Source organism: Comamonas resistens, from assembly GCF_030064165.1.
Taxonomy (GTDB): Bacteria; Pseudomonadota; Gammaproteobacteria; order Burkholderiales; family Burkholderiaceae_C; genus Comamonas; species Comamonas resistens.
Map to the genome: position 1 here is coordinate 731,942 of NZ_CP125947.1, position 21,053 is coordinate 752,994.

18 protein-coding genes are annotated in these 21,053 nt (G+C 64.1%); 5 read left to right on the plus strand and 13 right to left on the minus strand.

Going from position 1 to position 21,053, the window contains the following annotated elements; genetic code table 11:
* The first annotated feature begins 33 nt into the window (after positions 1-33).
* The 3 genes from QMY55_RS03305 (at position 34) to QMY55_RS03315 (ending at position 3,491) form a co-directional block, all read left to right on the plus strand.
* Positions 34-2,331, plus strand: coding sequence for a cyanophycin metabolism-associated ABC transporter (locus tag QMY55_RS03305; RefSeq protein WP_283487286.1), 2,298 nt, complete (start codon positions 34-36; stop codon positions 2,329-2,331).
* A complete protein-coding gene (locus tag QMY55_RS03310) occupies positions 2,328-2,819 on the plus strand; it encodes a cyanophycin metabolism-associated DUF1854 family protein (protein WP_283487287.1) in 492 nt (163 codons plus the stop codon). Before QMY55_RS03305 ends, QMY55_RS03310 begins: the two co-directional genes overlap by 4 nt.
* 234 nt (positions 2,820-3,053) lie before the next feature.
* Complete coding sequence (locus tag QMY55_RS03315) at positions 3,054-3,491, plus strand: hypothetical protein (RefSeq protein WP_283487288.1); 438 nt, start codon at positions 3,054-3,056, stop codon at positions 3,489-3,491.
* 66 nt (positions 3,492-3,557) lie between these two features.
* On the opposite strand, the gene QMY55_RS03320 is transcribed toward QMY55_RS03315, so the two are convergent.
* Both QMY55_RS03320 and QMY55_RS03325 read right to left on the minus strand, forming a co-directional pair.
* On the minus strand, positions 3,558-4,037 hold the full coding sequence (locus QMY55_RS03320) for an EF-hand domain-containing protein (protein WP_407650606.1): 480 nt from the start codon (positions 4,035-4,037) through the stop codon (positions 3,558-3,560).
* A 160-nt stretch (positions 4,038-4,197) separates the two neighbouring features.
* Positions 4,198-5,115, minus strand: a complete 918-nt coding sequence (locus QMY55_RS03325) for a 5'-nucleotidase (RefSeq protein WP_283487289.1) — start codon at positions 5,113-5,115, stop codon at positions 4,198-4,200.
* Positions 5,116-5,430: 315 nt separating this feature from the next.
* Between QMY55_RS03325 and QMY55_RS03330 the strand changes: the two genes are divergently transcribed.
* Complete coding sequence (locus QMY55_RS03330) at positions 5,431-5,733, plus strand: DUF4148 domain-containing protein (RefSeq protein ID WP_283487290.1); 303 nt, start codon at positions 5,431-5,433, stop codon at positions 5,731-5,733.
* Between the two features lie 97 nt (positions 5,734-5,830).
* On the opposite strand, the gene gspF is transcribed toward QMY55_RS03330, so the two are convergent.
* A complete protein-coding gene (gene gspF / locus QMY55_RS03335; protein ID WP_283487291.1) occupies positions 5,831-7,054 on the minus strand; it encodes a type II secretion system inner membrane protein GspF in 1,224 nt (407 codons plus the stop codon).
* Positions 7,055-7,305: 251 nt separating this feature from the next.
* Between gspF and QMY55_RS03340 the strand changes: the two genes are divergently transcribed.
* Complete coding sequence (locus QMY55_RS03340; protein WP_283487292.1) at positions 7,306-8,055, plus strand: SDR family NAD(P)-dependent oxidoreductase; 750 nt, start codon at positions 7,306-7,308, stop codon at positions 8,053-8,055.
* A gap of 39 nt (positions 8,056-8,094) precedes the next feature.
* On the opposite strand, the gene QMY55_RS03345 is transcribed toward QMY55_RS03340, so the two are convergent.
* The 10 genes from QMY55_RS03345 to gspK form a co-directional block, all read right to left on the minus strand.
* Complete coding sequence (locus QMY55_RS03345) at positions 8,095-10,206, minus strand: clostripain-related cysteine peptidase (protein WP_283487293.1); 2,112 nt, start codon at positions 10,204-10,206, stop codon at positions 8,095-8,097.
* A 28-nt stretch (positions 10,207-10,234) separates the two neighbouring features.
* Positions 10,235-12,070 carry an alpha/beta fold hydrolase gene (locus QMY55_RS03350; RefSeq protein ID WP_283487294.1) on the minus strand — a complete coding sequence of 612 codons (1,836 nt, stop codon included), beginning with the start codon at positions 12,068-12,070 and terminating at the stop codon, positions 10,235-10,237.
* A 112-nt stretch (positions 12,071-12,182) separates the two neighbouring features.
* Positions 12,183-13,187, minus strand: coding sequence for an LLM class flavin-dependent oxidoreductase (locus tag QMY55_RS03355; RefSeq protein ID WP_283487295.1), 1,005 nt, complete (start codon positions 13,185-13,187; stop codon positions 12,183-12,185).
* Positions 13,188-13,233: 46 nt separating this feature from the next.
* Entirely contained in the window at positions 13,234-13,518 is a 285-nt protein-coding gene (locus tag QMY55_RS03360; protein ID WP_283487296.1) for a hypothetical protein, read from the minus strand.
* Between the two features lie 63 nt (positions 13,519-13,581).
* On the minus strand, positions 13,582-14,943 hold the full coding sequence (locus QMY55_RS03365) for a GspE/PulE family protein (protein ID WP_283487297.1): 1,362 nt from the start codon (positions 14,941-14,943) through the stop codon (positions 13,582-13,584).
* A 13-nt stretch (positions 14,944-14,956) separates the two neighbouring features.
* Positions 14,957-17,302 carry a type II secretion system secretin GspD gene (gene gspD / locus QMY55_RS03370; RefSeq protein WP_283487298.1) on the minus strand — a complete coding sequence of 782 codons (2,346 nt, stop codon included), beginning with the start codon at positions 17,300-17,302 and terminating at the stop codon, positions 14,957-14,959.
* A 3-nt stretch (positions 17,303-17,305) separates the two neighbouring features.
* Complete coding sequence (gspN, locus tag QMY55_RS03375) at positions 17,306-18,130, minus strand: type II secretion system protein N (protein ID WP_283487299.1); 825 nt, start codon at positions 18,128-18,130, stop codon at positions 17,306-17,308.
* 7 nt (positions 18,131-18,137) lie between these two features.
* A complete protein-coding gene (gspM, locus tag QMY55_RS03380; RefSeq protein WP_283487300.1) occupies positions 18,138-18,671 on the minus strand; it encodes a type II secretion system protein GspM in 534 nt (177 codons plus the stop codon).
* A complete protein-coding gene (gene gspL, locus QMY55_RS03385; RefSeq protein ID WP_283487301.1) occupies positions 18,668-19,906 on the minus strand; it encodes a type II secretion system protein GspL in 1,239 nt (412 codons plus the stop codon). The genes gspM and gspL overlap by 4 nt, the downstream gene beginning before the upstream one ends.
* Before the next feature lie 44 nt (positions 19,907-19,950).
* Complete coding sequence (gspK, locus tag QMY55_RS03390) at positions 19,951-20,967, minus strand: type II secretion system minor pseudopilin GspK (RefSeq protein ID WP_407650682.1); 1,017 nt, start codon at positions 20,965-20,967, stop codon at positions 19,951-19,953.
* Between the last annotated feature and the right edge of the window lie 86 nt (positions 20,968-21,053).

Here is a 21,053-nt window from a genome sequence, read left to right on the forward strand (position 1 = left end):
GGAGCCGTCATCGGCGGAGAAAAATAACTCAACATGCAACATCACCATACTGTGGACGCCTCGGCAGTCTTTGCCGGCCCCCTGGGGGACGAATTACGAGCCAAGCTCGCTTCACATGAAAACGTATTAGCCATCGTCCCGGTTGACCTGAGCGCGCAATTACAGTTTGGCAACGGCTTGCTGGCCCTGACGCAGGACCGTTTGCTGACCTGCGATCCACAGACCCAGCAGTGGGCCGAGTGGCCGCTGGCCGTGGATCAGAGCCTGAAGCTGCAGGACCATGGCGGTGTCGGCAATCTGGAGCTGCACAACCATGACGCCCGTCTGGTGCAATGGTTTGTAACGCTCAAGCATCAGACCTCGATGCTGCAGCTGATGCAGCAGTTCGACCGCCAGCGCGAGCGCATTGCTAAGCAGGAAGCCTATAGCGCGCTCAACGACGAGGATGCGGCCCACTGCCCGGTCTGCCATACGGTACTGCCTCCCGATACCGAGGAATGCCCGGCTTGCGCACGCCAGCAGGCCCCGCAGACATCGACCTGGGTGCTGTTGCGCCTGTGGCGCTTTGCCAAGCCCTACCAAGGCCAGCTGCTGCTGGGATTTCTGCTGACCCTGGCCACGACGGCGGCCCAGCTGGTGGCGCCGTATCTGACCATCCCGTTGATGGACAAGATCCTGATTCCGTTCCAGAACGGCGAGAAGATCGACTCCAGCCTCGTGACTTTCTATCTGGGCATGCTGCTTTTGTCAGCCCTGCTGGCCTGGGCCCTGGGCTGGGCCCGCACCTTTGTGCTGGCCAAGGTGTCCGAGCGCATAGGCTCGAATCTGCGCACCACCACCTATAACCATTTGCTGAACCTGTCGGTGGATTATTACGGCAGCAAGCGCACCGGCGATCTGATGGCGCGTATCGGTGCTGAAACCGATCGTATCAATCTCTTTCTGTCGCTAAATGCTCTTGATTTTGCGACCGATGTGCTGATGATCGTGATGACCTCGGCCATCCTGTTCTCCATCAACCCCTGGCTGGCCCTGGTGACGCTGGTGCCGCTGCCCTTCATCGCCTGGATGATCCACACCGTGCGCGACCGTCTGCGCACGGGCTTCGAGAAGATTGACCGCGTCTGGTCCGAGGTGACCAATGTGTTGGCCGACACCATCCCCGGTATCCGCGTTGTGAAGGCCTTTGCCCAGGAAAAGCGCGAAGCCGACCGCTTTGCCGATGCCAATCTGGTCAATCTGCAGGCCAACGACAAGGTCAACAAGACCTGGTCTCTGTTCACGCCCACGGTCACGTTGCTGACAGAAGTCGGCATTCTGATCGTCTGGGGCTTCGGCATCTATCTGGTGGCCGGCGGCTCCATCACCGTCGGTGTGTTGACGGCCTTCATCGCCTATATCGGCCGCTTCTATACGCGTCTGGATTCCATGAGCCGCATCGTCTCGGTCACGCAAAAGGCGGCGGCCGGTGCCAAGCGCATCTTCGACATCCTTGATCATGTCAGCAATGTGCCCGAGCCCAGCAACCCCGTGAAGCTGCCCGGCAAGGCGCAGGGCGCCATCACCATGGAAGACGTGGGCTTTCGCTACGGCAGCCGCGCCGTCATCAAGCATCTGGATCTGCAAATCAAGCCCGGCGAGATGATAGGCCTGGTCGGCCACAGCGGCTCGGGCAAGAGCACCCTGGTCAACCTGATCTGCCGCTTCTACGACGTGTCCGAAGGCTCCATCCAGCTCGACGGCGTGGACGTGCGCCGCATGTCCGTCTCCGACTACCGCAGCAATATCGGCCTGGTGCTGCAGGAGCCCTTCCTGTTCTTCGGCACGATTGCCGAGAACATCGCCTATGGCAAGCCCGGTGCCACCCGCGAGGAAATCGTGGCCGCTGCGCGCGCTGCCCATGCCCACGAGTTCATCCTGCGCCTGCCACACGGCTATGACTCGCTGGTCGGCGAGCGCGGCCAGGGTCTGTCGGGTGGCGAGCGTCAGCGCATCTCGATTGCGCGCGCGCTGCTGATCGACCCGCGCATCCTGATCCTCGACGAGGCGACTTCGGCCGTGGACACCGAAACCGAAAAGGAAATCCAGCGCGCTCTGGACAATCTGGTGCAGGGCCGCACCACGATTGCGATTGCCCACCGCCTGTCCACGCTGCGCAAGGCCGACCGTCTGGTTGTCATGGATCGCGGCGAGATTGTCGAAGTTGGCCCCCACGACGAGCTGATGGCGCTCAAGGGCCACTACTTCCGCCTCTACGACGCTCAGGCCCGCCGTGCCGAAGAAGATGCCCAGGCCGCGGGTCTGAAGCTGCAGACCAAGGAACCCCAATGATCGAAGCTCCTCAATCCAACCTGGCCGGCATGCAGCTGGTGCGCAACGCCCATGGTCGTCTGGTGCTGACGCTGGCAGGCGGCACCGTGTTCGAAGCCGTGGTGCCGGTGCGCGCCTTTCCCATTGCCGCCCCCACCGAAGGCCTGTCGCTGATCGGCGCCGATGGCAAAGAGGCTTTGTGGGTGGCCCGCATGGACGATCTGCAGCCAGAACACCGTCAACTGATAGAGCAGGACCTTGCCGTGCGCGAATTCGTGCCCACGATCGAGCGCATCCTCAAGGTCTCCAGCTTCTCAACCCCCAGTACCTGGGATCTGCAAACCGATCGCGGCATGACGCAGATGGTGCTCAAGGCCGAGGAAGACATCCGCAAGCTGGCCGGCCGCACCAAGCTGCAGATTACCGGCCAGGACGGAGTGCAGTACCGCATTCCCGACAGCAACAGGCTGGACAGACACTCGCGCAAGCTGCTGGAGCGCTTTCTCTGAGCTGAAGCGGAACTTCCCAAAGACCAAGACCTCGCGGGCAACCGGCGAGGTCTTTTTTTTTTGAGGTCTGCACTGAAACTGACATGAAATCGCCGGCAATCGCTTGTCCAATCTACGTTGCCTGCTATCAAACAAGAGCTGTAAAAAATGCTAAAGATTTCTCAAGCCAGGCCGATAACAGGGCGAGATAGCTGTTTTCCCGCCTGAACCTTTTCAACTGCCGAGGGCCAAGCCATGCAAATTCCACCTCTAGATCGTACACAGACGCCCTGGCGTACCCAGGGGGCCGATTTGTATTCCACAGGCGCTTCCGGCGCGGCGCCGGTGCGGCCCGTGAATGCAGTCAATGCTGCCGAATCCGTGGACAAGGTCGGTGAAGGACGCACCGTGCGCGAGCCTGAAAAGCCGTCCGCGCCCGACACGGAAAACCGCGACTGGACGCTGGCTGAAGAGATCAAGCAAAAGGAAGAGGTGGAGGAGCCGCCCAAGGAGCCGATTTCCAAGCAGCTGATCGAATTCATCCAGTCCATGTGGCGTGCCAGCGCCCAGGCCGTGGATCAGGCACAGGAAACCAGCAAGAGCGAGGATCTGCTGCAGAACAAGCGCACGGCCCGCAGCGAGCCCTTGACCTATGCCGAGCCGCGTATCAAACGCTCTGGCAATGCCAAGTGATTGCTCTGCTCTGATTTTGAGAGCTGCAAGCGCTTGATATTCAAGCGCTTGAATGCATTATTCGGCTTATTTGCTTTCAGGCTCGGCGCCTGCAGCTTCTGATTGGCTAGCGGCTGGTTCTGGCGCAGCAGCCGGAGATGGTGCTGCGGCTGGCGTTTTTGCTGCCGCTTTGGTCTTGTCCAGGCCGCGCTCGGCGCGGTATTTGACGGCAAAGGCGCGCACTTCCTCGTAGCTCACAAAGCCGTCCTTGTTGGTGTCGGTTTCGTCGAAGGCGGCGGCCAGCTTGGGGATGATGGCGACTTCGCTGCGGCTGAGCTTGCCGTCGTGGTTGAAGTCCAGCATCTTGAACTGGCGCTGGGCCTTGAGCTCGCCCTTGGAGAGCTGGGCTTCGGGTTTTTCGGTGGCTGTCTCATCGGCGCGTGCCGTGGGCAGCAGCATGAAGGCACTGGTCAGCAGCACCCCCATGGCAGCCTTCATGACGGAAGCGCTGCGCTGGGGCAGAGAGTGTTTTTTGGCTTGACGCATGATCTTGACAATGGAGGTCATGGCCGTATTTTCAAGCGCTCATGCCGCCAGCGGTCAGGCTTTTGCAATCCCTTTCAGGGCTTTGCCGCAGCTTTACGAAGCACGATTTCCGCCAATCAGGTTCAGGCAAGAGCTTTGCCTCAAGGTGGTGGCTCCTGCTGCATCCTGGTTGATGTATGGCCTAGGGATGTTTCAGCGCCTTCTCGTGGGCGATGCCGCTGCGCACATGGCCGGACGGCACATGGCTGGCCGCGTTGCGCACATGGCCGGTCTGGTCGTCAAAGAAGAAGTCAGGCTCGAACTCGCGCAGAAAGGCTCCCTTGGCCAGGCCACCGAGGAACATGGCCTCGTCCACATCGATTTTCCAGTCCATCAGCGTGTTCAGCGCACGCTCATGGGCCGGGGCGCTGCGTGCCGTGACCAGGGCCGTGCGTATGCGCATGCCGGGCACCTGCATCTGCTGCAGTCGGTGCAGCGCCGCCAGCAGCGGCTTGAACGGCCCTTCGGGCAGGGGCTGGGCAGCTTTTTCCAGCTCGTGCTTTTGAAAGGCTTCCAGTCCCTGGGACTGGTACACACGCTCGGCCTCGTCGGAAAACAGCACGGCATCCCCGTCGAAGGCAATGCGTACCTCCTGCGGGTGCGTGCCGCTGGCGCGCATGGAGTCGGTGAACACATGGGCTGCCGGGTAGCCCAGTTGCAGCGCCTGCGTCACATCGTCGGCATTGGCCGACAGAAACAGCTGAGCGCCCAGCGGGCGCAAATAGCCGAAGGGATCGCGCCCCTGGGTGAACACGCCGCGCTGGATGCTGTCCAGGCCATGGGCCTTGGCCGAGCGGAACACCCGCATGCCGCTGACCGGGTCGTTGCGCGACAGCAGCACCACTTCCACGCGCTGCGGAGCCTCGGCATTGAAGGCCAGCAGCTTCTGCACCAGTGAAAACGCCACTCCGGGTGCAGCGGGTGTGTCCAGCCGCTCGCGCTGCAGGCGCAGATAGGTGTCGGGGTCGCTGCGCTCGAACACCGTGTTTTCCTCTTCGAAGTCAAAGAGTGCGCGGGAAGAGATGGCGACGACCAGCTTGTCGTTCAGAGTCACAGCCATGGCGGTTGAGCTTGGGTTGGGGGGTGGATGTCCAGCCATCATACGCAGGCCTTGAGGCAAGCGTGAAAACAGCCTCAAACCATTGCCCTGCTTGCGCGGGCAGCTATGACTGTAAAAGCGGACAGCGGAGTGACAAAGCGCTGCCCCGCTGCCATATACGCTTTTTATTGTTTCAGTTTCTGAAATGGTGCGTTGTGATTCCAAGGGTTTTTACCAGGATCAAAGATGCCTAAAGTTCAGGTCATGGGTTCGCTGCAACCGGTCAATTTCAGCATCAGTCAACGAACTTCTGAACAACAAGGTCTGGAGAAAATCATGAAAAACACCATTCGTTTTGCCGCTGTTGCCGCTCTGGCTGTGTCCGCTTTTGCCGCTCAGGCTGCTGGCCTGGACTTCACCGGCGACCACTATCCAGTTCAAGAGCAAGCGCAAAGCCAGCTGACTCGTGCCGAGGTGTCGAATCAGGTCAAGCAGGCTGTGGCCAACCACACCATGCCTTTGCAAGGTGATCAATATGTGGTGCCTGCTGCACAAAAAGGCAGCTCCCTGAGCCGTGAACAGGTGCGCCAGGAGGCCGCTGCTGCAGAAGCCGCCGGCCTGCTGAACTTCGGCGCCTGAGCCCTCAGGGATAGAGGCTTGCCAGCCTCTTGAGTGAAGTGAGATATCAAGCCCGGGTCATGCCCGGGCTTTTTTGCGTTTGCAGCGGCTGGGCGCCTTATTTGACGAACTGGTTGAGCTGGATGATGGGCATGAGCACGGCCAGCACGATGAGCATGACGATCAGGCCCATGGCCACGATCAGCAGCGGCTCCAGAATCGTGGCCATGTGCATGGCGCGGCGCTGCACCTCGGTGGACAACTGGGTGGCGGCGCGCTGCAGCATCAGCGGCAACTGGCCGGTCTGCTCGCCCAGGCGTGCAAACATGGCAACCAGGCCCGGAAAGCGCTTTTTCTGCGCCAGAGCCGAAGCCAGCGGCGCGCCTTCGCGCACCAGCACCAGCGCATCCATGGCATCGGCGCGCATGGCGCGGTTGTTCAGGGTTTCGGCAGCAGCCTGCAAGGCCTTGAGTATGGGCACGCCCGCCCCGGCCAGCATGGCCAGCGTGCCGGCAAAGCGGGCCGCGTTATAGCTGCGCGAGAGACGGCCCACCAGCGGCAGGTGCAGCCACTGGGCGTCGAAGCGCTCGCGAAAGGACTCGTTCTTCAGTGCCATGCGAAAGCCCGTGCCGCCCACGACCAGCAGGCCCAGCATGAGCCAGCCATAGCTGCGCACAAAGTCGCTGACGGCCAGCATGATGACGGTGAGTATGGGCAGCGAGCGCTTGGTGCCCGCAAACACGCTGGCCACCTGCGGCACCACGTAGCTGACCAGAAAGATGACGATGACAATGGCTACCAGCGTCACGATGGCCGGGTAGAGCGAGGCACCCACCAGCTTGGACTGCAGGGCCTGGCGTGCTTCCAGATCGTTGGCCAGATTGTCCAGTACTGGCCCCAGGCTGCCGCTGGACTCGCCGGCACCGATCACGGCGCAGAAGATGTCGGAGAATTCGCGCGGGTGCTGCTCCAGCGCGCGGGCAAAGCTGGAGCCCGCATTCACCTCGGCGCGCAGCGCGGCCAGCAACTGATGCTGGCGTGCATCCTCGGCCTCTTCTGCCAGGGCGGCCAGGGCACGCTCGATGGGCAGGCCCGAGTTGACCAGCCCCGAGAGCTGGCGCGTCCACACCGCAAGACTGGTGGAGTTGAAGACCGGGCGCGTGAACCAGTCGGAAACCCCGCCGCCGCGCTTGCCCTGGCCCGCAGAGACGGGCTCTACCTGCAGCGGCACCAGCGCCTGGCTGCGCAACTGACTGCGGGCAGCGCGGGCGTTGTCGGCTTCCAGGGTGCCCTTGCGGGTCTGGCCCTGGGCGTCCAGGGCTTCAAAGATAAAAGCGGGCATGCGCGAATCGGGTGCTGTGTAACGGGTTAGCGACGATGGTAGCGAGTATTGATGACGACTTGCGCAAAGCGCGCTCAGGCAGGACCTGGACGCGATGGCAATGCACTTGCTACCTTTTGTCGGCCTTGGTCCTGTGGAGCTTGTCGGATTGCGGTGAATTCAGTGCAGCTTGCGCCAGCGCATGACGCCGCTCAGCGCGGGCGGCACAATGCACCGCAGGTCTTTTCCCATCCACAGATTGCGAGGTCGAGATGCTCAAGGACAAGGTTGCATTGGTCACGGGAGCGGCATCGGGCATAGGCCGTGCGGTGGCCCTGGTCTGGGCGCGTGAGGGCGCCCGGGTCGTGGTTTCGGACATCAACGAAGAGCAGGGCCGGGAAACCGCCGAGCTGGTGCGCGAGCTGGGCGCCGAAGCCCTGTTTGTACGCGCCGATGCGGGCAATGCGCGCGACCACGAAGAGCTGGTGGCACAGACGCTGCGCAATTTCGGGCACCTCGATGCGGCCTGCAACAATGCAGGCATTGGCGGAGCGAGCGGGCCCACGGCCGACTATGCGCTCGATGCCTGGGATGCGGTGCTGCGCATCAATCTTTCGGGGGTGTTCTACGGCTGCAAATACCAGATTGCGGCCATGCAGCAGAACGGCGGCGGCTCCATCATCAATATGGCTTCCATCCTGGGCGCCGTGGGCTTTGCCAATTCGGTGGCGTACACATCGGCCAAACATGGTGTGCTGGGCCTGACAAAGGCAGCGGCGCTGGAATACGCAGCCAAAGGCATTCGGGTCAATGCCGTGGGCCCTGCATTTATCCACACCCCCATGATCAGCGGGCTGGAGCAGGATGCCGCCACCCATGCGGCGCTGGTGGCGGCCCATCCCATGGGGCGGCTGGGCCAGCCCGAGGAGATCGCCGAGCTGGTGGCCTGGCTGGCCAGCGACCGAGCCTCGTTTGTGACGGGCGCTTATTACCCGGTCGACGGCGGTTACTTGGCGCGCTGAATACCGTGCCATCGCAAGGCAGATGGCGCGGCAGCGGGTTCAACTCAGGCTAACGTTCAGCGGCTCGGAGAACCCCTTCCCGTCCGCCAGGTCGGTGACGGACAGAATCAGCGTATGGCTACCCGCCGCCAGCGGCTCGGGGCGCAAGGCGCTGTCGAGCTGCATGGTGACGGGCGGGCCGAAGGTGATGGCCAGGCCGCCATCGGGCTCTTGCACGGGTGCTTGCTGGACCACGTCGTACAGCATGTGGATGGGCTCAACGATGTCGCCTTCGTATAGGTCACGGTCCACGCGGTCGGGCGGGGCATCGGTGTCGGCGAAGTCGATGTCGCGTGCGCCGATGATGTCACCCTCCAGCGCTCCAGTGGCCGGGTTGGGCTCGCAGCGCAGCATGAGCAGCACAATGCGAGCGGCGCTCTCGTCTTGGCGGCTTTGCAGGCGCACGGGCGCGCCGAGCAGCACGGCATCGAGCTCGCCGTTGGCGTTGACCAGATGGCTCAGGGTGAAGAGCAGCAGGGGCTGGCCACCCAGTTGGAGCCATGTCTGCAGGTCGTAGTACACCTGGCCGTTGCCTTGGCCGATGTCGCTGTGGATGGCGGAGATGAGGGGCGTGGTGCCGGTGACCTTGACTACGTTCGCGTTGACGGGCTGCACCTGCATTAGGTCGGCCAGTTGCACGCCGTATTGCGAGACGACTTCGCCCATCAGGATGCTGCTGCTGCGCATTTGCAGTGGCGTGACGTGGATGGCCGAGGGTGCTTGCTGCGCCTGCTGGGTGTGGCGTTCGATCAGCTCCAGATACCCTGCTGGCATGGCGAAGGGTTGGTACATGCTACGGTGTTCGGCGCTGGGCGGGCGCATGGGGAAGAAGATGCTCAGGCCGTGGGCGCTTTGCGCCTGGGGGCCGGTAGCGTTGAAGACAATGGCGTCTTGCAAAGCCTGGTCCAGCGCGGCCTGGGTCGTGGCGGCAATGCCGTCGGCGGCGAGCAGGGCGGCGAACTGGCGCAGATCTATCAGGTCGAGCTCGTCCTTGATGTCCGGCCTGGCGCCAAAGGCCATGGTGCGCAGGCGTGTCATGGCGACTTGCTTCCAGCGTTCGATGGTTGTTTTGCCTGGGGTGGCAGTGGTGGTAGCGAAGGTCTTGGTCTGTGGGCGGTGCGGCTGGAACTGGGGTGCCCAGAACGTGGTGTTGCTGACCAGGGCCAGCGAGGCGACATCGGCCTTGGCCAGTGGAGCTCCACTGTCGTAGTAAGCGTGCACGGCCCGGGCCCATTGGTCGAGCCGCTCCAGCAGGGCGGGAATGCGCGCCATATCGATGATGCTGAAGGTGGAGGCGTCCAGCAGTGTGGGTGCGACGCTGCCGGGCGGCAGGGCGCGCAGCTGCTTGTCGCGGAAAGCGGTGGCCACCACCTGGCCGAACTCGGGCAGGCTGGGGGCGGGCTGGCGCGAGGCGGTTTCGATCACGGCCTTCCAGTCCCAGCCCGAGCCGGGTTCCAGCTCTTGCGATGCGCCCAGGTAGTGGGCACAGGGCTGGAGGATTTTGGCCACTTCCACCGTGGCCATCAGACAGGCGTCGAAGCCGAGGTAGTCGAGCTTGACACCCGTGGCGGCCTGCGCGCCTTGCAGAGCGGCGGCCAGAGCAGGTATAGACATGGAGCGCGGGCCGTCCGGAAAGTTCTCGTCGCCGCCAAAGCCCTCATAGCCCGAGCCGTGATCCCACATCATCAACAGGGTGCGCTCGGCGGGGTAGGTGCGTATGGCCCAGGTCACGAAGTCTTGCAGCGTGCCGCCTTCGTTCATGTTGTGCGCGCCCAGGTCGGCCAGCTCTTTGAGCCTGCCGTCCGCCAGCTCGAAGCGCTTGACGGTCTTCCAGCTGGTGACTAGGCCCTTGGGATCCACTTTGTCAGCGCCGCCCGTGGTGATGACGATGCGGGTGTGGGGCGAGCCCTGGGCGGACAGCATTTCCATCAGATTCAGCGTGCCTGCGCTGCCCTCGCTCTCCAGGTTGGAGCCCAGCAGGTAGACGAGCAGTGTGGTGCGGGGCTGTGAAGCATCGTCGTTGCTGCCGCTATCGCCTCCGCAGGCGGTGAGCCCTGCGGCAAGCAGAGCAGCGGCGGTACCGAGCATGTGGCGGCGTGAAAGAGTGGACATATTTTTCTCCTTAGGTGGTGGGGATGGCTCAGGGTTTGAGCTTGGACGGAAGCAGGCCACGCTTGAATTCGTCGATTAGCTTGTGGGCTTGCTGCGGATTGCGGTACGTCGGGACGGCTGGGGCCCTGCGCTGCGGAGGCATATCCAGCGCCAGCGGGTGGCCCTGGCAGACGGTTTCGCGCTGTGTGGGGGATTCGCCCAGCAGGTAGCTCGTGACGGCGGGATCCACGCAACTGTCGCCATAGGGGTAGAGGCCGTGCTTATAGGAGGCTTGCACGTAGATGCGACGCGCGGCGGGGAGTTGGGAGAAGAAGTGGTCGGCCCCAGGGGTGTGAGTGGCTGTGTCGTATTGCGACTGCAGGAATAGCAGCTCCAGCGGCTTCAGTGGCTCCAGTCCGGGTTTTTGGACCTTGGGGCCGCCCCAGAAGGCGCAGGCGTGAAAAGGGATATTGCCAGGGGCGAACAGGGGAGCGCGCTGTGCCAGGCTGCGTATCCACCCGGCCCAGGCGGTCGGGTCGGTGATGGCGGGCGTGTCGTTGCAGTGGATCGCCGTGAGCACGGACTGGGAAGTGTCTAGCTCAACGTTGCCGGGCTGAGGCCGTAGCCAGGTGTTGGTGTAGGCGTACAGGAGCTCCTGCGCCTGCTGGCGGATGTTGGCATCGCGTTCGGCGTTGGCTGGGTCGAACACGTAATGCTTCAGGGCGTTGGCCGCGGTATCTGGGTTGATGGGCTGGGGCGTGTCCTTGAGCAGTATGTTCAACCCGTGCGCGGCAGAGATGGTGCCCAGGTATTGGTCGGCGTCATCGGGCCCGTAGCCGAGGTTGGTCAACCGAGCAACCAGTAGTTGCTGCACCTTGGGCTCCAGGCCTGTGACGAGGGCAAGTACCTCATCTGTCGTAGCGCCCAGGTGAAATGTATCCGCGTGCCGCGCCGCGTAGGGCACCAGGAGGTGGTCGAGCAGGTATTGGCGCGCGGACGGTTGGCCGCCAAAAACGCCTTGCTCCAGCGTGCCACTGAAATCGACGGCGCTGTCCAGCACCATGCGGCCCACTTTTTCAGGAAACAGACCGGCATACCACGCACCCAGCCAGGTGCCGTAGGAATAGCCCACGTAGTTGAGCTTTTTCTCGCCCAGCAGGCTGCGCAGCAGATCCATGTCGCGCGCCGTGGCATCGGTGTTGATGAAAGGGGTGATGGGGTTCTTCAGACAGGCCTGGGCCTGCTTGCGGCCGTTGTATTCGGCGTTGGCCAGGTTGGCAGGCGTGTCCCAGTGGGCCGCGCTGGTATCGATCGGGCGCATCAGCTCGTTGGTTGCGCATTGCAGTCGTGTGCTGGCACCGGTGCCGCGCGGCGAGAGGCCCACGCTGTCGTATTCACCCAGCAGGCGCAGTTGCATGGCGCCCTGTGGGCTGTCGGGGTTGCTCTGGGCAAAGGCCTTGAGCAGGGTGAAGGTCTGCTTTAACCCGTCTATGCCAGGGCCGCCGGGGTTGAACAGCAAAGCACCGCGCCGCTTGTCCGGCGAGGCGGCGGCCAGGCGCATTACGCTGATGAATACGTCGCCCCGCTCGGGATGGGCCCAGTCCAGCGGTGCGCGCACCATGGCGCAGCGCAGCCGCTCGCCTGCCAGCGCCCAGAGCTCGTCAAGCTTGGCGCTGCGCACGCCGACGATGGTGGGATCGCACTCCGTCCATTGCACGGCCTGCTCGCGGTACGGCTGCAGCGGATCGGGCGGGCTGCTGCTGTCACTGCCTCCGCCGCAGGCCGCCAGCGCGGCAGCCAGCGCCGCGCTGGCGGCGATCCGGGGAGTGTATTGACGGTGTTTTTGACCTGCAGCCCAGAGGAAGCCAGCGCGGATAGCTCTCATTTTTGTTACCAATGATTTTTAAGGTAACAAGTCTGCTGGGCTGCAGAGAGCTTGGGTATCCCTGAAATTGGTTATTTTTCGCAGGGAAACCCTGGCGGAATGGCCAAACCGCTCAGAGGGCGCTCATGGCCTCTGCGGTGATTTCCAGGCTGCGCAGGCGCAGATCGGCGTCGAACACATCGCTGACCATCATGAACTCGTCGGCCTGGGTCTCATCGGCCAGCTTTTGCAGGCCTTGGCGCACGGTATCAGGCCCGCCGACGACGCCCACGGCCAGGAAGTCGCCGATGGCAGACTGGGCACGCGGGTCCAGCTGTTCCCAGAAGTTTTCCACCGGTGGCATGAGGCGGCTGCGGTTGCCCGTCAGAATGCCCAGCACGCGCTGGTAGGTGCTGCTGGCCAGGAACTGAGCCTCTTCATCGCTGGGCGCTGCAATCACGGGCACGCCGACGATGGCATAGGGCTTGGCCAGCGCAGCGCTGGGCTTGAACATCTGGCGGTAGAGGCCGAGGGCCTGGTGCAGCATGCGTGGCGCAAAGTGCGAGGCAAATGCATAGGGCAGGCCCAGGTGCGCGGCCAGCTGGGCCGAGAACAGGCTGGAGCCCAGCAGCCAGATGGGCACATGGGTGCCAGCGCCAGGCATGGCCACGATGCGCGCGCCATCCTGGGCATCGCCCAGCAGGCGCTGCAGCTCCTGTACATCGCGCGGAAAGTCTTCCTCGGTCTCCACACGGTCGCGGCGCAGCGCGCGCATGGTCGGGCCGTCGGTACCGGGTGCGCGGCCCAGGCCCAGGTCGATACGGCCCGGATACAGCTCGGCCAGCGTGCCAAAGGCCTCGGCCACGACCAGCGGCGCATGGTTGGGCAGCATGATGCCGCCTGAACCCACGCGAATCTTTTGCGTGGCGCCCGCGATATGGCCGATCAGCACGGCCGTGGCCGAACTCGCAATGCCGGGCATATTGTGGTGCTCGGCCAGCCAGTAGCGTTCAAAGCCCAGTTTTTCAGCCTGCCGGGCCGTGCGCACGGCGATCTGCAGGGCTTCGGCCACGGTGCCGCCTTCGCGCACGGCGACCAGGTCGAGCATGGACAGCTTGACGGTGTTCAGGGATTTCATAACAGCCTCAGTGCTTCTTAATGTATAGCTGGCAGCGCTTGATGCATCAACGCTTTGAGCCAATTTCTCTGCCAAAGATGATGCCGACCAGCACGCCCCAGGCCAGCAGCACGCCGGCGATGGCGTAATAGGCGCTGCCGATTTGCATGGCAAACACCGAGCCCAGCAGGGCCACGAGCGCGGCCACGCGAATCACGCGGCGCAACTGCTGAACCTGCAGGCGTTTGCGGATGCCGACCAGTGCGGCAAGACTGACGACGGCCAGCGCGATCAGCAGCAGAAAAAGATCGCCGCCATAGGGCTGGGCGAAGGAGCGAAGGTTTTCAAGCATGGATTCATTGTGGCAAAGCGAAAAGAGCTTTGCGCACAGAGGCCATGCTTCTCAGGCAAGCCCTCAGTCGCGCGTCACGCGCATGACTTCCTCGGCGGTGGTGATGCCTTCGCGTACCAGACGTTCGCCGTCTTCACGCATCAGCTGCATGCCGCGGGCCTGCGCGGTCTCGCGAATCTCTGCCTCGCTGGCGCCGCTGTGAATCTGGGCGCGTATGGTGTCGTCCACCACCAGCATTTCGAAAATGCCCGTACGTCCCTTGTAGCCGCTGGGCTCGTTGACATCGATCTTGCGCACCAGGCGCTGGGCCAGCACACCCAGCAGCGATGACGAAAGCAGAAACGGCTCCACGCCCATGTCGATCAGACGCGTCACCGCACTGGGCGCGTCATTGGTGTGCAAGGTGGCCAGCACCAGGTGGCCGGTGAGCGAGGCCTGGATGGCGATCTGCGCGGTTTCGAAGTCGCGGATTTCGCCGATCATGATCACGTCCGGGTCCTGGCGCAGTATGGCGCGCAAGGCCTTGGCAAACGTCAGATCGATCTTGCTGTTTACCTGGGTCTGGCCCACGCCGGCCAGCTCATATTCGATGGGGTCTTCCACCGTCATGATGTTGTTGTGGCTGGCGTCCATGCGCTGCAGTGCAGCGTACAGCGTGGTGGTTTTGCCCGAGCCCGTGGGGCCGGTGACCAGCACGATGCCGTGGGGCTGAGCGGTGAGATGGGTGAAGCGTTTGAGCGTCTGGCCGCCCATGCCCACGGCTTCGAGGCTGAGTTTGCTCTCGCTCTTGTCCAGCAGACGCAGCACGGCGCGCTCGCCATGGGCGCTGGGCAGGGTGGAGACACGCACGTCGATTGCGCGTGTGCCCAGGCGCAGGCTGATGCGACCGTCCTGGGGAAGGCGCTTTTCGGCGATGTCCAGGTCGGCCATGATCTTCAGGCGCGAGATCAGGGCCGCATGCAGGGCGCGGTTGGGCTGCACGACTTCGCGCAGATCGCCGTCCACGCGAAAGCGCACGCTGGAGTGGCGCTCGTAAGGCTCGATGTGGATATCGCTGGCGCCATCGCGCGCGGCCTGCGTGAGCAGGGCATTGAGCATGCGGATGATGGGCGCGTCGTCGGCGGTTTCCAGCAGGTCTTCCACGGCGGGCAGGTCCTGCATCATGCGTGCCAGATCGGCATCGGACTCGACCTCGCTGACCACCATGGCGGCGCTGGAATCGCTTTGTGCATAGGCCGCACTGATGCGATGGGCCAGCGCGGCGGAGTCCAGCAACTGCCAGCGCTGTACGCCATGCTTGCGCTGCACTTCGGAAACCGCAGACCAGTCGGGCTGCGGGCTGTGCCAGAGCACGGTTTCCTGGCCGTCATCCTCGATCAGCAACTGGCTGCTGCGCGCAAAGGCATAGGGCAGTGGGTAGCGCATGCGGGGCCCTTGCTTACAGAGTGCCCGGGCCGGGTGTGGCAGGCGGCACGCTCACGGGTTTGCCGTCCACGGTAGGGTGGTTGGGGCGTGTGAAGTCCACCAGTTCGGGCTTGGCGCCGGGCACGATGACCACATTAGGCTGCAGTACTGTGGAGGGGCTGCCGAAGCCGGGCAGAACGGGCGCGGCATTGACATTGCGCATCAGCAGGTTCGGGTCGGGCTGTGCGTTTTGCTGCACGCCGCGAATGGCCTCGTAGCGGTCCTGGGACAGCTGGGTGGTCGCCGTGGCATCGCGCAGCACCGTGGGGCGCAGAAAGACCATCAGATTGGTTTTCTTGCGTGTACGAGCCGTGTTGCGGAACAGGTTACCGATCAAGGGGATATCGCCGAGCAGGGGGACACGCTCCTGGTTCTGCGCGTATTCGTCGGCAATCAGGCCGCCCAGCACGACAATGGCGCCGTCTTCGACCAGCACATTCGATTCGATGGAGCGCTTGGTGGTCGTGGGGCCGGAATTGGCGGCAGTGGCCGAGCTGGAGCCCTTGACGGCCGAGCTTTCCTGGTACACGGCCATCTTGATGGTGCCGTTCTCGTTGATCTGCGGACGGATCTTCAGCAGCGTGCCCACGTCCTTGCGTTCGTAGGTGGTGAAGGGGTTGATGGAGCCGTTGTTGCCGCCGGTATTGGTATAGGAGCCGGTGGGAAAGGGCACGTTCTCGCCGACCATGATGCTGGCTTCCTCGTTGTCCAAGGTCATCAGATTGGGAGTGGAGAGAATATTGGTATCGCCATCGCCCTGCATCAGATTGACCAGCGCGCCCAGGCTGGTGTTGCCGTTGACGGTCTGGGTAAAGCCGAGATTCATACCCTTCATGCCCGCGATGGCCGCGCCGTTGTCCTTGGAGACCGTTCCGGTATTGACCAGATCGCTGACCGCGCCGGCCACGCCAAAGATATTGGGAATACCGCTGACCGAAGTGCCATTGCCCAGCACGCCCAGCACGCGGCCGTTGTTGCGGATGATGGAGCTCCACTGCACGCCCAGCTGGGCGGCCTTGTCGGCAGAGACTTCGACAATCAGCGCCTCGATCAGCACCTGGGCGCGGCGGCCGTCGAGCTTGTCGATGACGGCGCGCAACTGGCGGTACATGGGGGCGGGCGCGGTGATGATGAGCGAGTTGGTGGTCGGGTCGGCCTGAATCAGGCCGCCTGTGGAGGGCTGCTGTGCGGTGCCAAAGCGTGAGCTGGGGCCGGCGTTGCCGCCGCCCAGGCCCACGGTGGCGCTGCCGTCGGTGCCGCGCGAGACCACGGGTTGCTGCGTGGCAGAACCCGTGCCGCCGGCTGCGGTGCTGGTCATGCCCGGCTGGTTGCCCAGGGCGCCTGCGGCCGTGGCCTGGGCACTGATGGCGGCGCGCAGCGTGGCGGCCAGGGAGACGGCGTCGGCGTTCTTCAGATAGACGACATGGATATTGCCCTCGTCGCCGCCGCCGATCATGGCCGGCTGGTCCAGGCGGGCGATCAGCGAGCGGATCTGCGCCAGCTTGGCCGGATTGGCGGCGCGAATCAGCACCGCATTGCTGCGCGGCTCGGCCAGGATGGAGGTGCGAAAGCTGTTGTCCATCTGGCCGGCCGGTGCGGCGGCGCCTCCTGTCTGCGACAGGCCTGCGGTGGCCGGGCCGCCATCCAGCAGGCGGTTGACCAGGGCCACCATGTCGGCCGCCACGGCGTGGCGCAGCGGGATCACTTCCACATCGGTGGCGTTGGAGACATCGGTGCTGGCGATGATGCGCGAGATGCGCTGCAGATTGTCCGCATAGTCGGTGATGACCAGCGAGTTGTTGCCGGGGTTGACGTTGATGGTGTTGTTGGGGCTGATCAGCGGGCGCAGCACGGGCACCAGATTGTTGGCGTTCTCGTAGTTGAGCTTGAAGATCTGGGTGACGATGCCGCCGCCGCTACGCCCGCTGTGGCCAACGGCCACGTCGTTGGTCTGCAGCTTGGCATCGGCCTCGGGAATGACCTTGAACAGGCCGGCGGACTCCACCACGGTGAAGCCCTGCATGCGCAGCGCCGCCAGATATTGCTGGTAAGCGGTGGCAGGGGAGACGGCCTTGTCCGTCAGCAGCGTGATCTGGCCCTTGACGCGGGGGTCCACCACCACGTTGCGGTTGGTGATGGCCGCCATGGCGCGCGAGACGGCCTCGATATCGGCATTGGTGAAGTTCAGCGTGACTGGCTCGCCAGGGCGCAGACTGGGTGTGGATTGAGCGTGAATTTGACCGCTAGTGCACACCACAATTGCGGCAGCAGCTATGGATTTAAGAGTGTTGCGCCAAACGGAACCCGGATGCTGAGTCATAGGTCAACCAAAAGTGATGATGGAGCGCGCGCCTTGGCGGCGTCCCAGAATATTGAGCAGATTGGAGAGCGCGGCTTCGCGCTCGGGGCTGGCAGATGCCTCGCCGTTGAAATGCAGTCGTGAGTCCACCCACTGGCCCAGGCCGCTGAGCTGCAGGTCGCCGCTCAGCGTGGACAGCTGCAGGCGGGGGCTGTCTCCACCCTGGATGTCCAGGCGGTAGCTGCCCAGGGGCTTGAGGGGCGAAAGCCTTGAGGATACGGCCAGGGCTTCCAGCCGGGTCAGCCCTTCGCTGTTGGCACGGCCCGCGCGGTAGTGCAGTTGCAGCTTTTGGGTGGACAGACGCAGCTGGCCTTGCAGCGCCACGGTATTCCAGGGGGTGCCCAGGCCTGCCAGCAGTTCCGCGGGCAACTCGATCAGGCTGTCCTGGATTTGTGCCGTCATGGCGTTCCAGCCAAGGCTGACTCTGGCCTTTACCGGAGCCGGTGTGCAGCAGTCGCTGTGCAGCGACATCTGCAGACCGTTGAAACCCGGGCGCAGCGTCCATTCCAGTCTTGTTGGCAGGCTGGTGCGGTCCCGGCTGCCTGCACCCTCGGCCAGAACCAGGCGGGCCGAACCGTTCCAGACCGTGCCGCGGGCTTCCTGCAGCAGCACCTTGCCGGCGGACGCGGCCTGCACGGCGCTGACCAGCCAGGCCGCAGGCGCCCAGATGAGGGCCGCCAGCAAAGCGCCGCAGAAGGCTCCGCTGATGGCCCAAGTCCGTGGCGAGCGCAGTGCGCTGCCGCCACGCGCTGAGCGTGCCGGGACGACGGAAGACAGAGGTGATCTCATGACGGCCTTACTGCGCCGCGCTGCCGGGCAGGTCCAGCAGCAGGCTGCCGCTCCAGCGCGTGGTGGCATCGCCAGCATTGCCGGCGGTCTGGCGGTTGAGCTTCATTTCGGCCACGGCCGCATGGCTGTTGTCCCGGGCCTGGCTCAGCCAGCGCGCCAGAGCGGGTGCCGGAGCCTGTGTCAGCGTGATCTGGGCGCGCTGGCCCAGCCACTGCAGCTTGGCGTTGGCACCGAGCTCGGCAGCGACGGATTGCTCCAGCAAGGTCTTGGCATCGGCGCTGCTGCTTTGCGGTTGCTGGCGCAGCAGTTCGGCCTGGGCCTGCATCTGCAGCATGGTCTGCAGCTCGCGGTCGGCTGCCGCATGGCGGGCCGGGGCAGTGCGCAGGCTGTTCAGGGCCGGGGCCAGGGCCACCCACCACAGCAAAGCCAGCAGTACGACAGAGCCAGCCAGCAGCACCAGATTCTGCTCGCGCTGGGCCAGCGCGTTCCAGTGCTGGCGCAGAGGTGCTAGGGCGGTCTGAATAGCGTTGGGCTGCTTCATGGCTGGCTGGACTTGGGCTTGGAGGAAAGCAGCAGATCGGCGCCTTCAGGGCTGAGCAGGTAGCCGGTGGCTTGCAGGCTTTGCTGCGCATCGGTCAGTGCCTCTGGCGTGAGGTTCAGGCCCGAGATGCGCAACTGCTTGTCCTGGTACTGCAGTGCACTGGCGTTCTGCACGCCGCTGATGGCAGCACTGGCGGCCAGCAGGGCTTCCGCGTCGCTGCTGGAGAGCGCGCCTGAGTTGCTGCGCAGCAGCTCCAGCTCGCGCTGCATCTGCGCGGGCGCATCGACGACGACCGGCACATGGGGGAAAGTGGTCTGCAGCACCTGTTTGGCCTGCTGCTGGCGCTGGGCGATGGCACGGTTTTCCTTGAAGGCCCAGGCGTTCAAGCCCAGCAACTGGGCAAGCAGGGCAATGCCTGCCGCCCAGCGTGCTGCGCGCCATTGGGGTGCCTTGGCAAAGCTTTGCCAGGCATCGAGCAGACGGCGGCGCAGCCGGGTGCTGCCGCCCAGGTCCAGATCGAACTGGGCCAGGTCGCCACGATACTGGCTGGCAGCCAGCAATTGCTGGGCCTGGGTGTAAATGCTGACCGGACGCTGCAGCGCTTCGGCAGCACGCGTGTGCTGGGGCTCGGCCAGCACGGGTAGATCGGGCGGCAGCTGGCTCAGCAAGGCCTGAAGCAGTGCCGCGTCGGCCTGCAGCGGGATTCGGGCAAGACTGGTTTTCTGCTCCAGGCCGGTAACCGTGAGCTGGGCCTGATCCGCATCACCGGACAGCAGCAGCTGTGGCTTGCTGGCAGGCCATAGCTGCGGGGCGATGCGGCTGACGGCGTGGCCGGCCGCTTCCAGTGCCTGCAGATGGGCCTGCAGCCAGGCCTTGTCGCAGGTGGCAACCCAGCTGGTCTGTCCCGCTTCGGCATCTGCGTCGAGAGCCAGATGCAACTGGCTGGAGTCATCCAGCAGTTTTTCTTCCAGCAGGCCGTCGAGTACGGCACGCACGCGTTGCTGATGGCGGCGGCTGCGCAGTTGCAGGCCGGGCGGCAGGGAGACGGCATGCCAGGAAAGGCGCGCTGCAGGAATGACGGCTGTGATCTGACTTGCACGGCCGGAGCCGGGAAGCAGGGATGCGGCAGCCTGGCCGCTGCGTTGGATGTGCTGGCCGTCGCTGCTGAGAACGTAGGAATATTCACCGCCTGCGCTGGTGTATTCCGCTGGCAGTTGTATTAGCAAGTTGCTCATGGGAGGGATGGAGCATTCTATGAGGGCAATGTGACAGTAGAGCGTCAGCGCTGCGCGATTGCGGGCATTCCCCAGTCGGCCTGCTCCTGCCACAGCGTGGTGACGGTCATGTCCTTGCGTTGTATCAGTGAGCGCTGGCTCAGTATATTGTCCCCAAGCCGCAAGCGTCCGCGGGCTTCGAAGTAGGAGGTGGTGACAGTGTGCGCGCTCTTGTCCAGCACGTTTGAGCGCCCCAGAGCGGTGCGGGCTGCCGCCACCGATTTGAAGGGGGTGCTGTCGCGCAATTGCACCAGTTGGCTGGCACCGGCCCAGTCCAGGTCTTCATCGCTGGCGTAAAGCACCTCGGCGCTGGCCGTGTTGATGTTGACCTGGGTGGCCTCTGGCAACAGGGTGACATAGGGCTCTATGCGCATCAACAACTGCGGCTCAATGCCCAGCCACGCCAGCTGGCGCACCGTGCGCGGCATCAGCGGTGCATTCTGGGCGCTGCCGCGTGCGGCCTGCTGCAGGCCGCTGGCAATCTGGGTGACGGCACTGGCGGGCAGGCCCAATCGGTTGAACAGGCGCACAAACGGCTTGAGGGCTTCGGGTGCGATGGCCTGATCGCGACCGCTGTAGAGATTGCGCAGGTTCAGCCGTGACTGCAGATCTATGACCTCGCCGGACAGAAAAGCGTCCTGCATATCGGCCATGCCATCTCCCACCTGGGTGACGTTTTTCTGCGCAGCCAGGAAAGTGGACAGGCGCGCTTCCTGCAGCGGCACAGCCCAGGGCTCGCCCAGATGGTCGATGGGATTGTTGCGGTTGGCCCGGGAGTCCTCCTGCAACACCACGCGCGACCAGTCCAGAGCGCTCAGCAACAGCCAGGCCGCCTGCACGCGGTTGCGCTCGGCGGTTTCCACCTCGACATCGCGCCACTGCTGCCACAGTGCGGCCGAAGCCAAGGTGGCCACCATGACCACGGTGAGCATGGCCGCCAGCAGCGCTGCGCCGCGCTGGCGCGCGCCTTGGCTTTGAACAGGCACGACACAAACCATGCGCTTGAAAGCGGCGCGGCCCATGCGAGAAACGCCGAGCAAGGGCCGCTCCGCAGCGAAGGTGTTGTCCCCCTGGGGGGAAGGCGCGTAGCGACTCAGAGGGGATCTCA

Excerpts from the sequence above, each read along its gene's own strand:
- QMY55_RS03305 (WP_283487286.1), top strand. The coding sequence starts at position 34 with ATGCAACATCACCATACTGTGGACGCCTCGGCAGTCTTTGCCGGCCCC.
- QMY55_RS03310 (WP_283487287.1), top strand. The coding sequence starts at position 2,328 with ATGATCGAAGCTCCTCAATCCAACCTGGCCGGCATGCAGCTGGTGCGC.
- QMY55_RS03315 (WP_283487288.1), top strand. The coding sequence starts at position 3,054 with ATGCAAATTCCACCTCTAGATCGTACACAGACGCCCTGGCGTACCCAG.
- QMY55_RS03320 (WP_407650606.1), bottom strand. The coding sequence starts at position 4,037 with ATGACCTCCATTGTCAAGATCATGCGTCAAGCCAAAAAACACTCTCTG.
- QMY55_RS03325 (WP_283487289.1), bottom strand. The coding sequence starts at position 5,115 with ATGGCTGTGACTCTGAACGACAAGCTGGTCGTCGCCATCTCTTCCCGC.
- QMY55_RS03330 (WP_283487290.1), top strand. The coding sequence starts at position 5,431 with ATGAAAAACACCATTCGTTTTGCCGCTGTTGCCGCTCTGGCTGTGTCC.
- gspF (WP_283487291.1), bottom strand. The coding sequence starts at position 7,054 with ATGCCCGCTTTTATCTTTGAAGCCCTGGACGCCCAGGGCCAGACCCGC.
- QMY55_RS03340 (WP_283487292.1), top strand. The coding sequence starts at position 7,306 with ATGCTCAAGGACAAGGTTGCATTGGTCACGGGAGCGGCATCGGGCATA.
- QMY55_RS03345 (WP_283487293.1), bottom strand. The coding sequence starts at position 10,206 with ATGTCCACTCTTTCACGCCGCCACATGCTCGGTACCGCCGCTGCTCTG.
- QMY55_RS03350 (WP_283487294.1), bottom strand. The coding sequence starts at position 12,070 with ATGAGAGCTATCCGCGCTGGCTTCCTCTGGGCTGCAGGTCAAAAACAC.
- QMY55_RS03355 (WP_283487295.1), bottom strand. The coding sequence starts at position 13,187 with ATGAAATCCCTGAACACCGTCAAGCTGTCCATGCTCGACCTGGTCGCC.
- QMY55_RS03360 (WP_283487296.1), bottom strand. The coding sequence starts at position 13,518 with ATGCTTGAAAACCTTCGCTCCTTCGCCCAGCCCTATGGCGGCGATCTT.
- QMY55_RS03365 (WP_283487297.1), bottom strand. The coding sequence starts at position 14,943 with ATGCGCTACCCACTGCCCTATGCCTTTGCGCGCAGCAGCCAGTTGCTG.
- gspD (WP_283487298.1), bottom strand. The coding sequence starts at position 17,302 with ATGACTCAGCATCCGGGTTCCGTTTGGCGCAACACTCTTAAATCCATA.
- gspN (WP_283487299.1), bottom strand. The coding sequence starts at position 18,130 with ATGAGATCACCTCTGTCTTCCGTCGTCCCGGCACGCTCAGCGCGTGGC.
- gspM (WP_283487300.1), bottom strand. The coding sequence starts at position 18,671 with ATGAAGCAGCCCAACGCTATTCAGACCGCCCTAGCACCTCTGCGCCAG.
- gspL (WP_283487301.1), bottom strand. The coding sequence starts at position 19,906 with ATGAGCAACTTGCTAATACAACTGCCAGCGGAATACACCAGCGCAGGC.
- gspK (WP_407650682.1), bottom strand. The coding sequence starts at position 20,967 with ATGGGCCGCGCCGCTTTCAAGCGCATGGTTTGTGTCGTGCCTGTTCAA.